General features: G+C 32.7%; 3 protein-coding genes and 1 pseudogene. 1 reads left to right on the top strand and 3 read right to left on the bottom strand.

Features of this window, described 5'->3' with window-relative positions:
* The 3 genes from ACFSR0_RS07000 to ACFSR0_RS07010 form a co-directional block, all read right to left on the bottom strand.
* On the bottom strand, positions 1–145 hold a 145-nt coding region (locus tag ACFSR0_RS07000; protein WP_379981658.1), incomplete at its 3' end, for a transposase.
* Between the two features lie 288 nt (positions 146–433).
* Positions 434–1,627 (bottom strand): MFS transporter, encoded by a 1,194-nt coding sequence (locus ACFSR0_RS07005; RefSeq protein ID WP_379981271.1) that lies wholly within the window; start codon positions 1,625–1,627, stop codon positions 434–436.
* Positions 1,533–1,985 carry an SPASM domain-containing protein gene (locus ACFSR0_RS07010; RefSeq protein WP_379981273.1) on the bottom strand — a complete coding sequence of 151 codons (453 nt, stop codon included), beginning with the start codon at positions 1,983–1,985 and terminating at the stop codon, positions 1,533–1,535. The genes ACFSR0_RS07005 and ACFSR0_RS07010 overlap by 95 nt, the downstream gene beginning before the upstream one ends.
* Before the next feature lie 224 nt (positions 1,986–2,209).
* On the opposite strand from ACFSR0_RS07010, the pseudogene ACFSR0_RS11915 reads away from it, so the two are divergent.
* Positions 2,210–3,097 (top strand): annotated as a pseudogene (locus ACFSR0_RS11915) (IS30 family transposase); the annotation flags it as partial.

The following is a 3,097-nucleotide window of genomic DNA, read 5'->3' on the forward strand; positions in this document are numbered from 1 at the left end:
GGTGATACGATTCTGAAATTCTTTCAAAAGTCGCTTTAGCATAGTCAGATATTTCCTCATCAATTACTTGTCTACGGTATTTAGTTCCTAAAACAAGGTGATAATAAAGAAGAAATACTGAATGGTTATTTGTATCTAATTCCATGTTATATCAACTCATTCCTTATATAGACTGATTATAACATAGGACAAAATAAAAAGGCAATATGCCTTAATTGTCGGTTTTCGAGTTACCAACGGTAACCCTCATACCGAACGGCATTCATCACCCACCTATAGAGGATGGGCGACTTCTGCCTAATTTAGTTAAAATCTTCGGATTGAGAAAAATTGCTTTTAACAACGATATAATTTTCAGTAGAATGAATCTCACATGATAGCGACTTCAGCCAAACTAACTCATTTTGTAGGAATTCTTCCTGAATACAATTCATCATAAGTCTCCCGCTAAATCAATACTTTTATAGATTTTCGTCTTTACTAGTAAAATATACGAACAAACGAATACTATACTTATCGAAAAGCTTAATATCATAGTACCATATTGACTAATAAAATTACCTAAAAACATCCCGATTGGTGCGGCCAAGTAAATAACACAATCAATGATACCTAAAATTTTCCCGCGATTTCTATGATCAATTGAACTAACAAAATAACTGAACAACGGCTGTGTGAGCGTATCAAAAAAGCCATAAAACGATAAAACAATGAAATTCACTAGATTCATTTGGTGACTGAAAGGAAGTAGCAGGAAGCAGATGGAAGATCCTAATAATCCTATTTTAGTCAATTTTGATACTTTTTTTCTATAATGGATAACAAAAAACGAAGCAAATAGTTCTCCTATATTGATAGAAGATTTTAGTAGCGATAAAAAAACAGGCGAAGTTTGACTAGTATACTTAAGCATAAAATAAGGTAATATATTTGGTATATACCCATAATCTAAATTCAATAAGAACAGCAAACAAATAAATATCATGATTTTCTTATCCTTGATAATTTTTTCTTTGATAAAATAAAAAATAGGTTCGTCAGCCTTTTTTTGATGGAAACCCTCATTTTTTTGTATCACCCGTGTATCCTTGATAGGCAAGAAGACAATTAGAAGCAAAGCTAAAATTAGCAAGAAAATAATAACAACATAGATTATCTCTACACTTACAAACTTAATCAATATGCCAGAAACGACATTACTTGTAATAGTAAGTATCTGGTTAAACAATCCTGCAATACCGTCATATTTCATAAATTCATCGGTTGTCATCATTTCGGCTGCTGTAGATACTAAACATCTTAAAAACAATGTATTTATTGCTGTAAAAATCAAATAAAAAACAGCCCACTGAAGGTTTATATTTACAAAATAGCTTATGGAGACAGTTATTATAAATCCCCAAATACTGAAAAAAAAGATTTTCCTCTTTGAATAAAAATCCACAATTATCCCTACAACCAAAGACATTCCGGCTTGTAAAACAAATGAAGAACTAATGATTATGACTAAAGACTTTAATTCTTCCTGTCGTTTAAAAACTTCCCAAAGTATATTCAACTGAAACAAAGTCGTAGAAAATAAAACAAGTACATTTAAACACAAAAAAGGTATAATTTTTTTTTTCATTTATATTCTCCAAAAAATAAGCAAGATTTCCTTTTTGAATGTCACATTGTGAGTAATTTTTATTGTTTTTCGACACATAATATTCTTCTGCTCGACAACCTCCACCACAAATATACTTAATCTCACAGTTTTTGCATTTATTAATACTATCTACTAATTCGTTTTCTAAAACTCTATTTCTATTATTTTTAATGTCAATAACTGCGGTGCTCTTAATTAAATTTGTAATTTTAAAATCTGCATGGTGAAGTTTAACACAAGGATATACATTTCCTAGCGGATCAATACTTAATATAGTAATTCCAGCTCCACAGTGGGTAATTGGAAATCCGGTAGAACTTATTAATTTATTGAGCATTAAACATTGATCAATTCATCACAATAGATGAAATCGTTTCTATTATAACACAATATTTTTTTTTTACAAGAATTTCCAATTTGAATGTACCCATTTTTTCACTGGTAAGTTGTAAAAGGTTCATTGTAAGATGAACTTAGCCACTTTCAGACAATAAAAAAACGTCATAGCAAAAAATCGTGTATTATTGAAGTTCCAACACAATCAATAAGGAGATTTTCGCTATGACGCATACTGAACATACCACACAATCACGGAAAGGAAAACACCTATCATTTGATGAACGACAATTTATCGCTTATTTGAAGAACAAATTGGGACTGTCCAATCGAGCAATCGCGAAAGAGTTGGGGCGAGCTCCTCAAACGATCCATAATGAAATCAAAGATGGAACTGTCGATGTTATCAAACAACGTCAAATACATGGCACAAAACAATATGATTATCGCAAGACGGAATATTCTCCTGAAGTTGGGCAAAAAGCTTAGGATACTGCGCGATTGAATTCTGGCAGAACCTACCTTTGGGTCGAGTCAACTGACTTCATTGCCTATGCGGATGATCAAATTTTACGATTGCATCAATCACCAGATAGTGTGGTTGGCACTGCGAAAGTAGCGAACTTGTTTCCAGAAAAAAGGATTCCTTGCACAAAGACCTTGTATAACTGGATTGACAAAGGATTTATGGAAACTCAAAACATTGATCTTGTCTTGAAAGTACGAAGAAAAACGAAATCAACAAAGATTAGAAAGAACAAGACGTTTCTAGGTAATTCAATTGATTTACGCCCAGACTGTGTGACTGCTAGAGAAACGTTTGGCCACTGGAAAATCGACACTGTCGTTGGGTTGAAATCTGGACAAGATCAAGTACTGCTAACGTTGACTGAACGAAAAACACGGTTTGAAATCATTCAAAAAATTGAAGGGAAAAATGCCTTGGCGGTTCAATCAGGCATTTAGACTCTTCAAGAGCAATTTGGACAGTTCTTTAAGGATATAGTTAAAACAATTACTTCTGATAATGGCGTTGAATTCTCAACATTATCCACGTGTCTTGACGGCATCGTTGATGTCTATTTTACGCACCCTTATTCTTCATGGGAACGT

Origin of the sequence: Enterococcus camelliae (assembly GCF_042685105.1) — a bacterium.
In the GTDB taxonomy this organism is placed as follows: domain Bacteria; phylum Bacillota; class Bacilli; order Lactobacillales; family Enterococcaceae; genus Enterococcus_G; species Enterococcus_G camelliae.

Excerpts from the sequence above, each read along its gene's own strand:
- ACFSR0_RS07010 (WP_379981273.1), bottom strand. The coding sequence starts at position 1,985 with ATGCTCAATAAATTAATAAGTTCTACCGGATTTCCAATTACCCACTGT.
- ACFSR0_RS07005 (WP_379981271.1), bottom strand. The coding sequence starts at position 1,627 with ATGAAAAAAAAAATTATACCTTTTTTGTGTTTAAATGTACTTGTTTTA.